This is a genomic window from Streptomyces sp. NPDC000941 (genome assembly GCF_053599555.1).
Genome location: NZ_JBSFMM010000067.1, coordinates 21,682 through 37,009 on the forward strand (window position 1 = coordinate 21,682; position 15,328 = coordinate 37,009).

Annotated in this window: 15 protein-coding genes; 4 read left to right on the top strand and 11 right to left on the bottom strand. The window is 68.5% G+C overall.

All coding sequences use genetic code 11. The features are described from left to right. The 4 genes from ACWDSL_RS22250 to ACWDSL_RS22265 form a co-directional block, all read right to left on the bottom strand. The gene (locus ACWDSL_RS22250; RefSeq protein WP_450487924.1) at positions 1-3,696 is read right to left on the bottom strand and encodes an nSTAND1 domain-containing NTPase; all 3,696 of its coding nucleotides are present in this window, start codon (positions 3,694-3,696) and stop codon (positions 1-3) included. A gap of 415 nt (positions 3,697-4,111) precedes the next feature. Beyond that, positions 4,112-4,918 carry a hypothetical protein gene (locus ACWDSL_RS22255; RefSeq protein ID WP_450487926.1) on the bottom strand — a complete coding sequence of 269 codons (807 nt, stop codon included), beginning with the start codon at positions 4,916-4,918 and terminating at the stop codon, positions 4,112-4,114. A 283-nt stretch (positions 4,919-5,201) separates the two neighbouring features. Beyond that, positions 5,202-5,336 carry a DUF397 domain-containing protein gene (locus ACWDSL_RS22260; protein ID WP_450487928.1) on the bottom strand — a complete coding sequence of 45 codons (135 nt, stop codon included), beginning with the start codon at positions 5,334-5,336 and terminating at the stop codon, positions 5,202-5,204. Beyond that, entirely contained in the window at positions 5,293-6,207 is a 915-nt protein-coding gene (locus ACWDSL_RS22265) for a helix-turn-helix domain-containing protein (protein WP_450487930.1), read from the bottom strand. The genes ACWDSL_RS22260 and ACWDSL_RS22265 overlap by 44 nt, the downstream gene beginning before the upstream one ends. A 180-nt stretch (positions 6,208-6,387) precedes the next feature. Between ACWDSL_RS22265 and ACWDSL_RS22270 the strand changes: the two genes are divergently transcribed. Beyond that, positions 6,388-6,819 carry an ATP-binding protein gene (locus ACWDSL_RS22270; protein WP_450487932.1) on the top strand — a complete coding sequence of 144 codons (432 nt, stop codon included), beginning with the start codon at positions 6,388-6,390 and terminating at the stop codon, positions 6,817-6,819. Positions 6,820-6,941: 122 nt separating this feature from the next. On the opposite strand, the gene ACWDSL_RS22275 is transcribed toward ACWDSL_RS22270, so the two are convergent. The 6 genes from ACWDSL_RS22275 to ACWDSL_RS22300 form a co-directional block, all read right to left on the bottom strand. Beyond that, positions 6,942-7,400 carry a PIN domain-containing protein gene (locus ACWDSL_RS22275; RefSeq protein ID WP_450487934.1) on the bottom strand — a complete coding sequence of 153 codons (459 nt, stop codon included), beginning with the start codon at positions 7,398-7,400 and terminating at the stop codon, positions 6,942-6,944. Continuing rightward, on the bottom strand, positions 7,390-7,659 hold the full coding sequence (locus tag ACWDSL_RS22280) for a type II toxin-antitoxin system prevent-host-death family antitoxin (protein ID WP_043491257.1): 270 nt from the start codon (positions 7,657-7,659) through the stop codon (positions 7,390-7,392). The genes ACWDSL_RS22275 and ACWDSL_RS22280 overlap by 11 nt, the downstream gene beginning before the upstream one ends. Before the next feature lie 71 nt (positions 7,660-7,730). Next, on the bottom strand, positions 7,731-7,889 hold the full coding sequence (locus ACWDSL_RS22285) for a hypothetical protein (RefSeq protein ID WP_450487937.1): 159 nt from the start codon (positions 7,887-7,889) through the stop codon (positions 7,731-7,733). A 51-nt stretch (positions 7,890-7,940) separates the two neighbouring features. Then, positions 7,941-10,052 carry a protein kinase domain-containing protein gene (locus ACWDSL_RS22290; protein WP_450487939.1) on the bottom strand — a complete coding sequence of 704 codons (2,112 nt, stop codon included), beginning with the start codon at positions 10,050-10,052 and terminating at the stop codon, positions 7,941-7,943. 220 nt (positions 10,053-10,272) lie between these two features. After that, positions 10,273-11,310, bottom strand: coding sequence for a S53 family peptidase (locus tag ACWDSL_RS22295; protein WP_450487941.1), 1,038 nt, complete (start codon positions 11,308-11,310; stop codon positions 10,273-10,275). Positions 11,311-11,620: 310 nt separating this feature from the next. Next, positions 11,621-12,220 (bottom strand): AfsR/SARP family transcriptional regulator, encoded by a 600-nt coding sequence (locus ACWDSL_RS22300; RefSeq protein ID WP_450487943.1) that lies wholly within the window; start codon positions 12,218-12,220, stop codon positions 11,621-11,623. A 182-nt stretch (positions 12,221-12,402) separates the two neighbouring features. Between ACWDSL_RS22300 and ACWDSL_RS22305 the strand changes: the two genes are divergently transcribed. Both ACWDSL_RS22305 and ACWDSL_RS22310 read left to right on the top strand, forming a co-directional pair. After that, on the top strand, positions 12,403-13,428 hold the full coding sequence (locus tag ACWDSL_RS22305) for a DUF2599 domain-containing protein (RefSeq protein WP_450487945.1): 1,026 nt from the start codon (positions 12,403-12,405) through the stop codon (positions 13,426-13,428). A gap of 171 nt (positions 13,429-13,599) precedes the next feature. Next, on the top strand, positions 13,600-14,127 hold the full coding sequence (locus ACWDSL_RS22310) for a hypothetical protein (RefSeq protein WP_450487947.1): 528 nt from the start codon (positions 13,600-13,602) through the stop codon (positions 14,125-14,127). 67 nt (positions 14,128-14,194) lie between these two features. Here the strand turns inward: ACWDSL_RS22310 and ACWDSL_RS22315 are convergent, their stop codons facing one another. Further along, positions 14,195-14,701 (bottom strand): SRPBCC domain-containing protein, encoded by a 507-nt coding sequence (locus ACWDSL_RS22315; RefSeq protein WP_450487949.1) that lies wholly within the window; start codon positions 14,699-14,701, stop codon positions 14,195-14,197. A gap of 76 nt (positions 14,702-14,777) precedes the next feature. On the opposite strand from ACWDSL_RS22315, the gene ACWDSL_RS22320 reads away from it, so the two are divergent. Beyond that, the gene (locus ACWDSL_RS22320; RefSeq protein WP_450487951.1) at positions 14,778-15,323 is read left to right on the top strand and encodes a hypothetical protein; all 546 of its coding nucleotides are present in this window, start codon (positions 14,778-14,780) and stop codon (positions 15,321-15,323) included. Positions 15,324-15,328 lie beyond the last annotated feature (5 nt).

The window sequence follows — 15,328 nt, forward strand, 5'->3', positions numbered from 1 at the left end:
TCAGGATCGGCACACGGGGCTGGTGGGTTGGTCCGCGAGGTAGAGCGACCGTTCACTTCGGGTGAAGGACCTTTGGACCGCTTGGCAGATCTTCCTGATGGAGGAGGCGGGGTCAAGGAGATCGACATCCCAGAAGCGGATCTTCCCGTCTTCCCCGCCACTGGCCAGGGTGTGGCCGCTAGGGCTGAACGTCACCGACCGCACGGCATCGGCGCCGCCGGTCAGGGTGGTTCGGGGCTTGCCACTCGCTGCATCCCACAGGAGGATTTTTCCGTCGTTCCCGCCGCTGGCCAGCACCTGTCCGTCCGGACTGAATACCACTGCCCCCACGGAATGGGTGTGCCCGGTCAGGGTGCTACGAAGCTTGCCGGTTGCCGCATCCCACAGGCGGACCTTCCCGTCGTCCCCGCCGCTGGCCAGAACGCGCCCGTCCGGACTGAACGCCACCGACCACACCGCATCGGCGCCCCCGGACAAAGTCGTGCGCAGCTTGCCGGTCGCCACATCCCACAGGCGGATCTTCCCGTCGTCCCCGCCGCTGGCCAAGGTGTGGCCGTTCGGGCTGAACGTCACCGACCGCACGATGCCGGTGTGCGCGGTCAGGGTGGTTTGGAGCTTGCCCCTCGCTACATCCCACAGGCGGATCTTTCTGTCGTCCCCGCCGCTCGCCAGCACCCGCCCATCCGGGCTGAACTCCACTGTCCCCACGGCATCGGCGCCGCCGGTCAGGGTGGTTCGGGGCTTGCCACTCGCTGCATCCCACAGGAGGATTTTTCCGTCGTCCCCGCCGCTCGCCAGCACCCGTCCATCCGGACTGAACCCAACCAGCCACGCCCTATCGGCGCCCCCGGTCCAAGTCGTACGCAGGGTGCGCAGCCCTCCGGTCGCTACATCCCACAGGCGCACCGCCCAGTCACCACTGCCGCTGGCCAGGGTGCGGCCGTCCGGACTGAACGCCACCGACCACACGACATCGAACTCCCCGGTAAGTGGGGTGCGCAGCCAGCGGGTTGCTGTATCCCACAGGCGCACCGTCGTGTCGCCTCCGCTGCTGGCCAAGGTGCGGCCGTCCGGGCTGAACGCCACTGAACCCACAGCGCCGGTGTGCCCAGTCAGAGTCGTGCGCAGCTTGCCGGTTGCTGTATCCCACAGGCACACCGTCGTGTCGTCCCCGCTGCCGGCCAGGGTGCGACCGTCGGGGCTGAACGCCACCGAACCCCCAACGTCGGTGGGTCCGGTCAGGGTGGTTCGGGGCTTGCCACTCGCTACATCCCACAGGCGGATCTTTCCGTCGATCCCGCCGCTGGCCAGAACGCGCCCGTCCGGGCTGAACCCCACCGACACGGTGCGGACGGTGCGCCCGGCGAGAGTCGTGCGCGGCTTGCCGGTTGCTGTATCCCACAGGCGCACCGTCGTGTCGCCTCCGCTGCTGGCCAGGGTGCGGCCGTCCGGGCTGAACGCCACCGACCGCACGGCATTGGCGCCGCCGGTCAGGGTGGTTCGGAGCTTGTGCCTCGCTACATCCCACAGGCGGATCTTCCCGTCGTCCCCGCCGCTCGCCAGCACCCGCCCATCCGGGCTGAATACCACTGCCTCCACGGCATCGGTGTCCCCGGTCAAAGTCGTACGCAGCCTGCCAGCCGCCGGATCCCACAGCCGGATCCTTCCATCGTCCCCGCCACTGGCCAGAACGCGCCCGTCCGGACTGAACACCACCGACAAAGGGTGGAAGGTGCGCCCGCTGAGAGTCGTACGCAGCTTGCCGGTCGCGACGTCCCACAGGCGCACCGTCGTGTCGTCGCTGCCGCTGGCCAGGGTGCGGCCGTCTGGGCTGAACGCTACCGACCACACGAAGCTGGTGTGCCCGGTGAGGCGGCGCTTGAAGGGAAGAGCCGCGGCGGTGAAGAGGCCGGCGGTGGCTTCCTTCGTGGGACTGGTTCGGTATGCCTGGACGGCCAGGAGCGAGGCCAGGTCGGGGTTGGAGTTCAGGAGGCCGTCCGACTGGGCGGCCAGCTGACGTGAGAGAGCGATCTGTTGGGCGGTGAGTGCCTGGTGTCGTTGCTGTTCGCTGGTCCGGTACTGCTGCCAGGCGATCAGTCCGGCGGTGAGGGCGAGTACGAGCAGGATCGAGACGGTGGTGGCGAACTGGCGCAGGCGTCGGGTGGTGCGGGCGGCTGCCTGTTCTTCGTGGTGGCGGGCGGCGGAGCTGCTGGTGAGGAAGTCGCGTTCCAGGGGGGTGAGGTCGCTGTTGGTGTCGGCGGTGGGGAAGGTTTCCTCGGCGGTGGCGAGCCGGGTGCCGCGGTAGAGCGCGCCGGGGTCGCGGCCGAGGGTGTGCCAGGTGTGGGCGGCGTCGGTGATCTGGCGGTGGAGGCGAAGGTGGTCGCGGTCCTCGTCGATCCACTTGCGTAGCCGGGGCCAGGCGCCGATGAGGGCTTCGTGCGCGAGGTGCACGGTGTGGCCGTCGAGGGTGACCAGTCGTGTTTTCGCCAGGCGCTCCAGTACGGCGGCGGTGGCCGGGGAGGTGTCGGTTTCCAGCTCTTCCCGGGGCGCGGGCCGCCGGGTGTCCTGTGCGCCTTCGCCTGGGGTGATCAGGCGCAGCAGGATCCGCCGGGCATGGGTGGCTTGCTGCGGGGTGAGGTCGGTGTAGAGGTCTTCAGCTGTCTGGGCGATGGCGCCGTGGACGCCGCCAGCCGCTTCGTACGCGGTGAGGGTGAGGGCGCGGCCTTTGCGGCGGTGCCAGGTTTCCAGGAGGGCGTGGGACATCAGGGGCAGGGCGCCGGGTTCGCCGTCGACTTCGTCGACGATGCGGGCGGTCAGGGTGCGTTCGACGATGAGGCCCGCGGCGTGGGCGGGTTTGACGACGGCCTCGCGGAGTTCGTCGCGGTTCATCGGCGGGATCAGGAGGGTGGCCTCGCGCAGCGCGTCGGCGAGGGGACGGTGGTCGGCCAGGTGGCCGAAGAAGTCGGCCCGCACGGCGAGCAGCACCCGCAGCCGGCTGTCGGGGGCGGCGGCGGTCAGGAGGCGGTCGATGAACGCGGTGTGTTCTGCCGGGTCCGTGCAGAGGGTGTAGAGCTCCTCCATCTGGTCCACGACCAGCCACGTGTCACCCTCCCCGCCCTCCTTCGGGTCCAGCCGCCGCTCGTGGTCGCGCAGGGGGTGGGCGCCGGGGGTGATGACCCGCAGGGCTGCTGGGCGTAAGTCCGCGTTGTCGGTCGTCCGCAGGCGCGGGATGAGGCCGGCCCGTAACAGGGAAGACTTGCCGCTGCCGGAGGCGCCGACCACCGCTGTGATCCGATGGTGGCCGGTCAGGTGCAGCAGGTCGTGGATGAGCTGGTCGCGGCCGAAGAACAGGGCCGTGTCATCGGGCTCGAAGCGGGCCAGGCCCCGATACGGAGGCTCGGCGTCCTCGTCGGCACGCGGCTCGGCGGCTTCCTCCGCCGCCGCCCGCCGCCAGCGTTCCTCCCACTCGTCAGAGTCGCCACCGCAGGCCTGGACGTAAGCCAGCAGGACCGGGACGGTCGGCAGCCGCTCCCCGGCGGCCGCCTGGGACAGCGTGCTCGCACCGAGATCGGTACGCGCGGCCATGGCCCGGTACGTAGGGCTGCCGGCCTCCGCCCGCAGCTTCCGCAACTCGAACGCCAACCGCTGCACCGGACCCGCGCTCGGATCCAGCGGACTCTCAGGACGCCCCGCCATCGGTCACTCCTCCCCCGGACGGCCAAGCTACGCACGCCCCTTCAGGTCGGCAAGAGCCGTGAGCCGGGGCGCAGGCATTGATCAGCCCGGCGGGAGAGGGCTGCCATTCAATTTCGCAGCCGCTGAACTCGATGTCAGGCATCAACCGGGGCGACGTCACGGGGCGTGTCCCGGACACCCCCGCTGACCTGCGCGGACATTCCTGGACTGTCCCGGACGCCCGAAATCGTTGCCGAGCCCGCCGGACACTCCGAGGCTCTTTCTCACCGCCCTGTGTAGGCGGTTCCACGGTTCCACTTCATCAATCTCCGAAGGAGCATCACCATGCACAGCACACCGCACAGCACACCTGTGAAAAGCCCGTACGTCGTGAACTCGTCCGAGGACGACGACTACTACCAAGGCCGCTGTCTGGTCAGCAGGCCACGGGCAGCTCTCTGCAGTCGCGGCAGCGGGTCGGTTCCGCCGCGCGGAAGGCACGTTCGCAGCCGTCGCAGGTCTGCCACGGCAGGGGGATTACTGGCGATGTCCGGGTCGCGCCAGCGGCGGACTCAGGGACGGCAAGGGGCGGTTCGCTGAGGCGGCAGGCCAGGATCCGGGCTGGGCGGGCGAGTAAGCGGTCCGGGAGGCCGGTGGTGAGTGCGCCGGTGATCTGCCTGGGGCCCACGCCCGCCGCGAGCCACTGAGTGACCGCCGGGGCCAGCTCGGCCACTTCGCGTCTGGAGAGGATCAGCCGTGGGTCGGCGATCCGCAGTGAGGCGAGGACGGCGACGGCCTGTTCGTCGGCCTCGGCGAGTGGCGGCGTCGGCGGGGGAGTGGCTGCGGGGGTGGGTTCCGGCGCTGGCGGGGTGGGCAGGTCCCGTTGCGGCTCGCTCCCCGGCACGTCGCGGACGTACGTACGCGTACGGATCAGCCCGCCGGGCCCGCGCTCGCGACGCCGCTCCAGATAGCCAGCGGCCTCCAACTCCCGCAGCGCCCGCGAGATCAGGATCTCGCCCTCCGTGAAGTGCTCGCACAGTGCGGCGATGCTCACGGGTGCGCCATCCGGCAGCGAGAGGATGTAGGCCGCCACGCCGATCGTGACCGCGCTTCCGCGCCGCTGCGCGAGGGCGTTGGCGATCACGGTGAAGTTGGCGTTGAGGCGGGTACGGATGTGGATCACGCCGGAGGTCGATGCTCCGGCGTCGGCGCGCGCATGCGCGTTAGACTGCGGCTCAGCCATCGGGAAGGTTGCTTCTTCCTGATCGGTCAGGCCCTCGTTCGGGATGCCAGTCCCGGCCGGGGGCCGTCGTCTGTTTGGGGTTGTTTCGGCGAACGTAACCGTCTGCATCCCACACCCGCAAGCCGGTCACCCGTACGGGTGATGTGCGGGAAGGGAGGGTGGGTGGGGGGTTCTTTTCCTCAGGTTCTTTAGGGGAGTTCGTGGCCCACCGGGCCCCCGCGTACGAGGACCCGGCGTGGCAGGAACGCCGACTTCAGCTGACTACGACCGGCACCCGGTGGGCTCAGGGACGGTGGCCGGTCCTCAGTCTGGCTATGAAGACCGCCCAGGAAGTCGGGGGGAAGAGCAGCGCCGGGCCTTGAGGGTTCTTGCTGTCACGGACTGGTACGACGCCGGGGATCCCGTCGGCCACCTCCACGCAGTTGCCACCCTCCTGATTGCTGTAGCTGCTTTTGCGCCAGGCGGCGCCGTTCAGATCGGGACGGGACACTCGCTCCACGGTGGTTGCCCTCCATCACGGATCGGATCATGTCGAGAGACATGTATGGGGGCAGAGATACTGCCCGCAGCCGATCGTAGGTCACCGCAAAACGCCTGACTTCGCTTGGTTCTTCGATGAGTTGGCCGTAATGGGCGCCCTCTGTGTAGGCCACCTCCGAGCCGTCCGGCAACGTCAGCACGGTCATGGAGCCACCCATCACGTCGTGCTCGCCCTGCTCGAACGGCAGCACCTGCACGGTGATGTGGCGCTGCTCCGCTGCCTCCAGCAGCCGGGCCAACTGCTCCCGCATGACGGCCGCGCCGCCCACCGGGCGCCTGAGCACCGACTCGTCCAGAACGACCCACAAGTCGGGGCGGTCGGGGGACGTGAGCCGGTTCTGCCGACCGAGGCGGGCGGCGACCCGCTCCTTCAAATGCTCCTCTCCGGTGAGCGACAGACCAACGCTCAGGACGGCCCTCGCGTAGTCCTTCGTCTGTAACAGGCCGGGGACGACGTGCGCCGCGTACTCCCTGATGGACACCGCCCGTTCCGCGTACGCCATGAACGCCCGCGACCAGTCCGGGAACGCCTCGCGGTACACGTACGGCCACATGTCGATCAGCAGGTTGTCCGCCCCGAGGGCGGTGTCGAGCCTCTGCGTCAGCTCGAAGGTTGGTTTCGCTCCTAAAGCCCGCTCGATTTGAGTGATCCGGGAGCCGACCACATGCGTCTTCGCGCCCAGCTCCGACTGGGTCAGCCCGGCGGCCAGCCGCAGTCTGCGCACCTGCGCTCCGAACAGCGCGGCCATGGACGACTGGGGATCAATAGCTTTGGCCAAAACATCACTTCCGTTCCTTACGGGATGAGAGGTAATGCGTTACGGCCTTTTGAGCGTAGTCCCGCCAGGCGACTCTTGAGTACGGAAAGTCACGATGCGCACACGCTGCGAATCGTACGAAAGAGCGATGGACAGAAATGGACAACAACCGTGCTGAAGGCGAACACGCTCCCGGACGAAGGCGTGCAGTTCCCCTCGACCCCGCGCGGGGCGCGGCTCGCCCGACGGCTCGCCGTGCGGCGCATGGGGGAGTGGGGGTATCCGCCCGCCTCGGACACGTCCTGCACCGTGGCGCTGCTGGTGGCGGAGCTCGCCTCCAATGCCGTACGACACGGGCGCGTGCCCGGGCGGGACTTCCGGCTCCGCATCAGCGTCGAAGTGCCGACGCGCACCATTCGCATCGAGGTCTCGGACGCCCGCGATGACCGGCTCCCGGTCAGGCCGCCGACGCCCTCAGTGGAGGACGAGACGGGGCGCGGGCTGCTGCTCGTGGAGCTGTTGGCCGCGCGGTGGGGGGTGACCCCTCGTCACCCGGTCGGGAAGACGGTGTGGGCGGAGGTGGCGGCCGGGCCGTGTGACTGACCGGTTCGCGGACACCGCGATGGGGGCTACCGCCGCCGAGGCCGCCCACTACATGGGAGTCTCGGGCGGGAACCGCCGGCCACCACGCGTCCGCCCTCCGCGTCGCGATCTGCGGAACTCCGTCAGCGGTCGTGCAGGACTCGCGGCCGGGTGACGGGAACGACGGTGAGCAGGCCGTCCAACCCCTTGAAGTCGTCTGGGTTGGTGGTGAAAAGAGGGAGGTCTTCGGCGATGGCGACTGCGGCGATCATCAAGTCGGCGACCCTGCGCCGTGGTTTGCGGCCGGCGCTGATCACCGCCGCGCAGACTCGACCATAGATGCGGGCCGCTTCCGCGTCGAACGGGATGGGGTCGAATTCGTTCTCCGCGCGCTGGAGCACATCCATGCGCCGGGCGCGCTCGGCGTGCTCGTCGTAGTCGTCCTGCTCCTCGTTCCGGCGGACCTCGTGGGGACCTGTGGAGAGCTCTGCCAGGGTGATGGCGCTGATCGCCACCTCGGCGGGAAGCTCCTCGGGATTCAGCCATTTGCGCAGGATCATGATGTTGGTGTCGAGAAGTCCCTGCGGGTACTCAACGGGCATAGGGGTCGTCCGGCTCCTGCTCGGTGGTGGCGTCCTGGTCGGCGCGGAAGGCGTCCAACGAGATGTCGGGAGCGGTGCGGGACATGGCCGCGAACTCGCCGCGCGGGACGAACCGCCTGCGGCGCCGCAGTGGGACCAGCTCACCGATGCGGTGCCCGTCCCGCGTGACGGTGAAGGCCTGGCCGTCCTGGACAGCGTCCATGATCTCTTTGGATCTGGTGCGCAGATCGCGTTGGGTGATTTCAGGCTGTCCGCTCATATCGCCCACGATAGCCGTCCGTGCCATCTGGTGCTACAGGGTGCCATGGACGCGGCGAGCGCCATCCGGAACTACTCGCGCGCCTCGCCCGCGCGGCCCGCCGCCGCGGTGGCCGACAGCGCGGTGATGCTGTCTCCGATGGCGACGTAGAGCCGCCCGAAACCGGCCGCGGCTTCGAAGGTCTCCGAGGGCGTGTACCTCCACTTCGACTTTCCGTTCGCCGCGTTCACGGCCCAGATGAACGGCCATCGATAGTCGTCGTCCGGCTTGTAGTAGTAGCCCTAGTAGCCCACGTCGCTGGCGATCCGCTGGCCGACCAGGACGTAGACGGTGGAGTCGGCGACCAGAAGGTTCACCAGGCGGAGCTTGCCTTCGGGGGTGACGGAAGAGCGCCACTTCTCTTCGCCGGACCGGGGATCGAGCGCGTGGAGCGTCAGCGTCGTACGTCCGGCGGCGTCCTCGGTCTGCGTCGTGACGAAGACCTGCGAGCCGTTCGCGTTCGCCGCCGGGATGCCGAAGCCTCCGTACCCCTTCGCGGGCTGCTTCTTGGTCCAGATCCGGTCTCCGGTGGCGGGGTCGAGGGCGATCAGGCTGTCGGCCGCGTAGACGAGGGTGCCGCCCACCGGGCACAGGTTCGGCAGTCGGCTGACATCGCCCGTTGCCTCGGGCAGCGTCGCCTTCCATCCCGGCGCGCCCTTCTTTCCGGCATTGAGCATCTGGATGCCGGCGTCCTGTCCGCTGTCGTATGTGGACATCAGGTGGAACACCCGGTCTCCTGACGGCGGCACGACCACGGTGCCAAGTCCGTCGTTCTTGGGGAACTCGTACTGCCAGATCTTCCGGCGCGATGCCATGTCCACCGCCCAGACCATGCTGGGGCCCGCTCGGTCCGTGGTGCCGGTGGCGTAGACGACTCCGTTCCGCCCGCCGGACGTCGAGGTGATGTAAAAGGGGGGCGCAGCGACAGGCGCCGACCATGCGCGGTTTCCGCTCGCGAGTTCCACGGCGACCACCTGCGCGTCCACGTCGCTGGTGGCGTCGAACGGGCCCGCGGCACCGAGGCAGAGCATGCCGTCGCGGATCACACCGGCGCAGACTCCTCTCGTGGCGAGGACGGCCAGGTCGCCCAGGGGCAGCTTCCAGCGCGTGTTTCCGGCGGTGTCGAAGCTCCAGACGGCTTCGGGTGTCTTGTCCGAGTCGGGTCGACTGCCCATCCACAGGACGCCGCCCTCGTACGCGATGAGTGAGTCGATTCTCGGGACGCTGCTCTGCCACAGCGGACGCGCTTCCGCCACGTCGCCGATCTTCGGCGCCGACCCCGAGTCCGTGCCCTTGCCCGAGCCCGAGCCCGAGCCCGAGCTCTTGCCGCCGTCGCCACTGCCGCCGCCGAGGCTCTTCGCGGCGATCACCCCACCACCGATCAGGACGGCCGCGCCTCCGGCCAGGCCCAGAAGGGCCCGGCGGCTCGGTCGCGCGGGGTCGGTCTGCACGGCCGTCGGTGACAGCGCGGCCGGCTCGGTGTCCAGCGTCGCGAACGGCACCCTGCTGTCCACTACTTCTACTTCGGTGACCTGGCTGTCCAGACTGTCCTGGCTGTCCGGGGCCAGCCTGGCCAGGACGTCCGCGATGGCGGGCCGATCGTCCGGCTCCTTGGCGAGACACGCCTCGACGGTGTCCCGGAGGGGCCCCGACAGGTCGCCGAGCCGGGGCGGTTCGCTGATGATCCGGTGCACGATCGCGGGAATGGTTTCCGCGTCGAAGGGGCCGCGCCCCGTGGCCGCGAAGCCCAGGACGGCGCCGAGCGAGAACACATCGCTCGCGGGCCCGGCCTGGTCCGCGCGTACCTGCTCCGGCGACATGAACGCGAACGTGCCGATGACCACGCCCAGGGATGTCAGCGCGCTGGCGTCCACGGACCGGGCGATGCCGAAGTCGATGATGCGTGGCCCGTCGGTCGCCATGATGACGTTGCTGGGTTTGAGGTCGCGGTGCACCAGACGGCGTGCGTGGATTGCCGCGAGTCCTTCGGCGAGCCCGGCGCCCAGGGCGCGCAGGGCGTCCGGGGTTAGCGGGCCGTCCGTGGTGACGACCTCGTGCAGGGAGGGGCCGGGGATGTACGCCGTGGCCAGCCATGGTGAGGTCGCGTCGGGGTCGGCGCCGATGACCTGTGCGGTGTGGAAGCCGCCGACCGCTCGTGCGGCCTCGACCTCCCGGGCGAAGCGGCGGCGGAACTGCGGATTCCTGGCGTGCTCGGGGCGGATCACTTTGACCGCGACGTGGCGACCGCCGGGAGACCTGCCGAGGTAGACCTGCCCCATGCCACCGGCGCCGAGCCGCCCCTCCAGGATGTAGGGGCCGATCCGGTCGGGGTCTGCCGGGAGCAAGTCGTCCATCAGCGTCCTTTCCGGCCTCGGTGTCGTCTCCCGGGCCCCATGTCCACTACATCCGCACCGAGTTGGCCGTGGCGAGCCGAGCGCAGTCTGCCAGATGACGTCCGGACCCACGGGGACGCTCCGCACCGGCGACGGGAACCGCAGACTTCATGACACAGGCCCAGGTCGGCGACCTGGGCCTGGTTGGTCATCCGGAGACGGGACTGCCGGGAGGTTCGGCTCAGTGCCGCAGCCCGCGGACTCCTCGGGGGGTGCCGATGCCGGTCGGGCCGTCGTACCCGATCTTGGCGGTGCAGAGGTAGCTGCCGCCGCAGGAGCCCGTGGATCCCTGGTCGATATCCCAGAACGCCCGGCGGTGGGCGTACGGGTAGGAGTTCGGGCGGTCCGCCGGGCCCGGGTTTCCCGCCAGCGCGTACATTGCGGCGATCAGCGCGGTGGACACACTGGTGCCGCCGATCACCCTCCAGCCCGGGGAGCTGAACGTGGAGTAGAAGGCGAAGCCGGTGGCCGGGTCGGCGAGCGCGGAGACGTCGCCGACGGTGCGCATGGGGCAGTCGGGGTCGGTCTGGAACGGCGGCTTGGGCTGGACCTGGGAGCAGCCGGAGCCGGAACGGCTCCAGGCGCTCTCGTACCAGCCGGAACGCTTCGCCTGGGGGCCCGGCACCCGCTGGAGCGAGCGGTCCAGACTGGTACCCCCGGCAGCGGTGACGTACTGGGAAGCCGCGGGATAGAAGAAGCCGGAGAAGCCGCCGTTGCCGGCGGCGGCGACGAAGGCGATGCCGGGGAAGTTGAAGTAGGTCTGGTCGAGAGCGAGTTGTCCGGGGTCCTCCGGAAGGCCCCAACTCATGGAGATGAACTTCGAGCCCTGGGTACGGGCTTGCGTCACCGCCGTGAGCATGTTGCTGAGGGAGTTGGTGTCTGCCTCGACGAGCAGGATCTTGCAGCGGGGGCAGGCAGCGCTGACAGCCTCGATGTCGACGGCGGTCTCGGTCGCCCAACCGGGATCGGTGAGTGGTGGCGGTGTGCTGCCGCCGCTCTGGTTGATCTTCCGGAAGCAGCCATTGGCGGTGGTGCACGGCGGGAGATGGAACGTACGGCGATAGACCGCCAGGTCGCTTTCGGCGTTGGGATTGTCGAACGCGCTGACAATCGCCACTGTCCGCCCATAGCCGCCGTCACGGGGCAGTTGGTATGCGCTTTGAATGTCGCGAGGGTGGTAGCCGGGCGGGTTGTCGCCGTCCGGCGACGAGTTCGACATCGCCGCAATGTCCGTTCGCAGCTCGGCCAGACATGTGACGGTATCCGGCGCGGGGCTGCAGACGTTCTCGGAGGTCACCGCCCTCCCCGCCCTGTTTGCTGCCAGGGCGTTCGCACCTGGAGGGGCCAAGGCCAGGGTCGCTACCAGAGGAACTGCTCCCAGCAGGAACCGCAGTATGTTTATACGTCTCATGGATTTAGTTGATGCCTTGGGATTAATCCACATATTCGACCAGGCATCGGAATTGCTTCGAATGGAGCAGCGATCTCACCGCTTTGGCCATCGCTCGCCAGGGCGCCGGACGGGAGTACTAAGAGACCTCGCATTCATCGAGACCCGCGACCGCCTGTGCCCGCTCCGCCGGGTGCGCCGCGGCACCCGGCACGCCCAGCGCCAGCTGGAACTGTTCGCGCCCGAGGAGGTACGCGTCGTCCCGGCGCAGCACCGCCTCGTGCACCCGGTGCAACTCCTTGCCGGGATCGACCCCGAGCTCGTCCAGGGCTCCGCCGGACCGGTCAAGCAGCACCAGGCATTCCAGCCGCTCCAACTGGAGCTTGCGCTGACGCTCCGCCAGCCGCCGCCGCTCGACCTGCTCGACCTGCGCGAACGAGCCCGGCAGCCCGGCCAGCGGCTCGCCCCGGAACAACGCGAGCGCCTGCGAGAACCGGTCCGCGGCGGCGGCCAGATCGCCGGATGCCTTCGCGCGCTGTGCCTCGTCGGCCCGTTCGGCCAGCTCGACCACATCGAGCCGGACCCCGTCGGCGACGAAGCGGTATCCGCCCCGGTCGCTGCGGATGACCGACTGCTCCTGCCCGCTTCCCGCGTCAGCACCGGCCCCAGATCCAGCGGCGTACCGTTCCGCCAGGCCCGGACGGGCCCGAGCACCGCGATCCGAAGCTGCTGTGGCCACCCCTGAGGCGTTCCCCCGTCCACCTCGAAGCCTCCGCCCCCGCATCATCGAAATTTCATCTGCATTGCAGCGCCTGCGGCGATGGTTGGCAAGCCACGCCGTGGCGAGCACCTTGTCGTTTTCCCCAGGTGGAGACGTTGTACGGCCGACCACCAATGACTGACTACTGAGAGGAACCGATCGTGGAAGTGTCGACTCGACCGTTACGGCGTAAGGCTGCCCTGCTCAAGGGCGTGGTTGTCGCCCTGGCCTCCGTCGCCGCCCTGACTGTTCAGGCGTCTCCGGCGGCCGCGGACGACGTCTGCGGCAAGCCGGTCGGCGGAGCGATCCTCGCCAAGTACGACAAGCTGGGCCGCGAGGCCGGGCCGCTCGGCTGTCCGACCGACATCGAGCTGGACAACCCCGACGGCATCGGCAAGCGACAGGAGTTCGCGGGCGGCACCATCTACTGGTCCGCCGCCAGCAACGCGCACCCCGTATGGGGCGCGATCGGCGACAAGTGGGGCGCGCTCGGCCACGAGGGCGGGAAGCTCGGCTACCCGGTCGACGACGAACTCACCAACCCCGACGGCGTCGGCAAGCGGCAGCAGTTCCAGGGCGGCACCGTCTACTGGCATCCGACGCTGTCGAACGGGGCGCACCCTGTGTGGGGGCGTATCGGCGAACTGTGGGGGGAGTGGGGGTATGAGCGAGGCGCGTTCGGCTACCCGGTGACGGACGAGTACGACGCCGTGAAAGTCGGAGGTAATCTCGACGAGAATACGGGCGTACGCCAGCGCTTCCAGAACGACCGGTTCCTGCTCTGGAGCCCCGGCCAGTCCAACGCCTTCGAGACCTGCCACAGTGAGTGTGTCGGCTACCTCGGCGTGACCAACGAGCCGTGGGTGAAGCAGACCGAGGTCTACACCAACCTGAACAACGAAAAGCGCTCCGTCCATGTCACTCCGACCGACGCCGCATTCAAGGACGCGGACGACGATCTGGAGGAAAACTGGCGGCAGGTGTGGGTCAACACGCCCCTGTTCCCGAACGCCACCCGGACCGAGATCAGCTCTGTCTCCAAGCAGCTCTACTGCCACGCGGCGTTCGCCTTTCCCAGTCCCGGGGGCGGGCACTTCGGCGGTCCGACCTGGGATCTGGAAACCTGGCGCTCGGACATCCCCTGGGATTCCGCAGAGGCCCTGAGGACCCAGTGCAACTGGGATTAGCGCACTGAACGGAGCCCGCCGGCACCACGCCGGCGGGCTCTTTCGCGTCGAAATTGCACCGGCATGCGGTCCCCTGCCTCCGGCTCCCAACGGCTACCATCGTCCCGAGTCCGAACGGGCTGTACAAGACGGCTTACCCCGTCGTCGGCCCGGACGTAGGAGGTTGGAGCGATGGGCTTCTCCGTGTCGTTCGCTCCGGCCACTCCATCGGCAGGCGCGGTAGCTCCCGCTCCAGCTAGGCAGAGTCCGGGTCCGGGTCCTGAGCCTGACGACGATTACGAGACCCTTGTCATGGAGGCGTGCGACGCCCTCTCCGACGCCGGTGGCAGCACATTCCACATCGGCGGATTCGGGACCGATGAGTGGCCATTCGATATCGCGTACGACATGTCTACGTTCATGGAACAACTTCCGCCGCTGCTGGCGGGTGTGCGCGAACGACGCGAAGTCGTAGTGGATCTGTACTCACAGGGTGTCGAGAGGACTTTGACCTGTCGCCCGGTCGGGAATCTCACGGTGATTCGGTGTGAATCGCGGACCAATTGGATCCCCGACCCGGAATGCGAGAGCCTGGAACACGGCGAGCTCGTCGCGATGCTCTCGAAATTGGCCCATGACTTCGCCAGGGGCTTGAAGGCGATCGATTCCGAGCTGTTGGAGGTCGATCCCTTCGCGCGGTGGTTGAAGAGCGGGGCGTAGCCTGCGTCAGCCCCAGCCTTCTTCGTCGTGCCGATCACGCACTGTCGCGGTCACCATGAGCGGGAACCTACCCAAGCTCCGCCTCCCCCGCCTCGACGATTCGGGCGAGGTTGGCCAGCGCCATACGTGTACCGGTCTCGTTGTCGGCGGCGGGCACGGCGTCCGGAATGCCTTCGTGTACGACGAGGACATCGGTGCCGCCGCCGTCCGCGTCGGTGAGTGTGGTCGTCATCGTCATCGTGGCGCGCAGCGCGGCATCCGCGGTCTCGAACGCGAACACCTCGACCACCTGCTCGTCCGGTACGAGCCTCGCGAAGTGGCCGTGGTACGTGTCGGTGTGCGGAGCCGACTTGCCGGTGCCGACCGGCTCGTCGGAGTCGGAGTCGGAGTCGTGGTCGTGGTCGTAGGTGAGCGAGATACGGAACGCCCCGCCTTCGCGGGCGTCGAATGTGTGCACATGGCTGCTCATACCGGTCGGCACCCGCCATTTCGCGAGGGCGTCCGCGTCCGTAAGCGCTCGGTAGACGGCCGAACGCGAGGCATTCACATGCTGGGAGACCCGCGTGGAGTACATGACGCCAACATAGCGCCGACCAGGAGCGGTAAGTAGGGTCGGGCCCATCTGTCTGATCTCTTCCCGAGGGGGCCCCGTGAGCGACGCGTACTCACCGATACCTGAGCTGAATCTGCTCAAGGAGTTTGATGACGAATGCACGGACTTCTACTCGCCGGGTTTCGAACTGCGCGAGTACCACAAATCATTCTGGCTGGAATCGGAGAACTCGGAGTTCGATGACCGAGTAATTCCCTTCGCCCAGGCCACCACGTCCGGTTCCCTTTACGCGCTGTGGCGGTCCGACGACCGGGCGGACCTCGCCACGCTGCCCGTCCTCTTCCTCGGCGACGAGGGGGATCTCTACGTCATCGCGCACAATCTGCGGGATCTGTTCTGGGACCTCCTCGACGGAGAGCTCGACGGTCCCGCCCCCACCCGCCAGACGTACCTCGACACCCGCCAGGCGTACCTCACCTGGCTGAAGCGGAACTTCGGGCCCACAGCGCCCACGTTTGAGCGGAGCCCCATGGAGGAGCACGGCTGGCGGTTCGTGGACTGGCTGCTGAGTGTGGGGGAAGAAGATGTCGCCGATGTCGTGATTGAGAATCTTGCGCTTTTTAAGGTGTCACGCCCCTCATGAGCGGC

What these genes read in the sequence shown, in the direction of transcription:
- ACWDSL_RS22250 (WP_450487924.1), bottom strand. Translation starts at nt 3,696, where the DNA reads ATGGCGGGGCGTCCTGAGAGTCCGCTGGATCCGAGCGCGGGTCCGGTG.
- ACWDSL_RS22255 (WP_450487926.1), bottom strand. Translation starts at nt 4,918, where the DNA reads ATGGCTGAGCCGCAGTCTAACGCGCATGCGCGCGCCGACGCCGGAGCA.
- ACWDSL_RS22265 (WP_450487930.1), bottom strand. Translation starts at nt 6,207, where the DNA reads ATGGCCGCGCTGTTCGGAGCGCAGGTGCGCAGACTGCGGCTGGCCGCC.
- ACWDSL_RS22275 (WP_450487934.1), bottom strand. Translation starts at nt 7,400, where the DNA reads ATGCCCGTTGAGTACCCGCAGGGACTTCTCGACACCAACATCATGATC.
- ACWDSL_RS22280 (WP_043491257.1), bottom strand. Translation starts at nt 7,659, where the DNA reads ATGAGCGGACAGCCTGAAATCACCCAACGCGATCTGCGCACCAGATCC.
- ACWDSL_RS22290 (WP_450487939.1), bottom strand. Translation starts at nt 10,052, where the DNA reads ATGGACGACTTGCTCCCGGCAGACCCCGACCGGATCGGCCCCTACATC.
- ACWDSL_RS22295 (WP_450487941.1), bottom strand. Translation starts at nt 11,310, where the DNA reads ATGTCGAACTCGTCGCCGGACGGCGACAACCCGCCCGGCTACCACCCT.
- ACWDSL_RS22310 (WP_450487947.1), top strand. Translation starts at nt 13,600, where the DNA reads ATGGGCTTCTCCGTGTCGTTCGCTCCGGCCACTCCATCGGCAGGCGCG.
- ACWDSL_RS22315 (WP_450487949.1), bottom strand. Translation starts at nt 14,701, where the DNA reads ATGTACTCCACGCGGGTCTCCCAGCATGTGAATGCCTCGCGTTCGGCC.